General features: G+C 59.4%; 1 protein-coding gene. It reads left to right on the top strand.

Features of this window, described 5'->3' with window-relative positions; translation table 11 throughout:
• Positions 1 to 55: 55 nt before the first annotated feature.
• On the top strand, positions 56 to 926 hold an 871-nt coding region (locus CAPSK01_RS08825), incomplete at its 3' end, for a CHASE3 domain-containing protein (RefSeq protein ID WP_273703373.1).

Raw genomic sequence — 926 nt, forward strand, 5'->3', positions numbered from 1 at the left:
CCTTTCGCCTCCTACTACCAGTCTCTTTGTTCCAAATCTCACAGGAGAACCCCCCATGTTCAAGAACCTCAAGATCGGCATGCGCCTCGGCATCGCTTTTGGGCTCGTTGCAATCATTCTGCTTTCCGTGATCGGCGTCGGATACCTCAATCTTGGCCGCTACGCCACCGCCAGTGGATGGAACGTGCATACCTACGACGTTCTGGAAGAAACCACCGGCATTCTGTCGTCTCTCGTCAATATCGAAACCGGACAACGCGGTTTTCTGGTTGCCGGCAAGGACGAATTTCTGGAGCCGCTCAATGAGGGCAAGAAAGGGTTCGCACAACACCATGCCGAAGCCAAGAAACTGACCTCGGACAACGCCACCCAGCAGGCACGCCTGGAGAAACTGACCGAGGCCTACCAGGCGTGGATGAAGAATTCCGTCGAATCGAGCATCGCGGCTCGTCGCGCGGTGGGCAACAATCTTTCGCAGTACGGAGAAGTCATCGCCGTTGTCGGTAGCGGCAAGACGCAGATGGACGCGATGCGCAAGATTCTCGCCGAAATCGATCAGGAAGAACGCGGCTTGCTCAAGACGCGCGCCAAGGACATGGAATCCATGTTTTCCGCTACGCAGCTGACCCTGGTTGTCGGCGGGATGGTCGGCCTGGCGCTTGCCCTGGTCATGGCGCTCTGGGTCACGCGCAGCATCACCGGACCGATCAACAGCGCCGTCACTGCCGCCACCGCGCTCGCCGAAGGCGACCTGACGGTCCGCATCAGCGTCGATTCCAAGGACGAGGTCGGCCACCTGATGAGCGCCATGCAGACCATGATCGGCAAGCTCAGCGAAATTATCGGCGAGGTGAACTCCGCCGCCGACAACCTGACCAATGCCTCGGGGCAGGTGTCATCGACCGCCCAGTCGATGTCGCAGTCGG

This window comes from Candidatus Accumulibacter vicinus (genome assembly GCF_000584955.1).
Taxonomy (GTDB): domain Bacteria; phylum Pseudomonadota; class Gammaproteobacteria; order Burkholderiales; family Rhodocyclaceae; genus Accumulibacter; species Accumulibacter vicinus.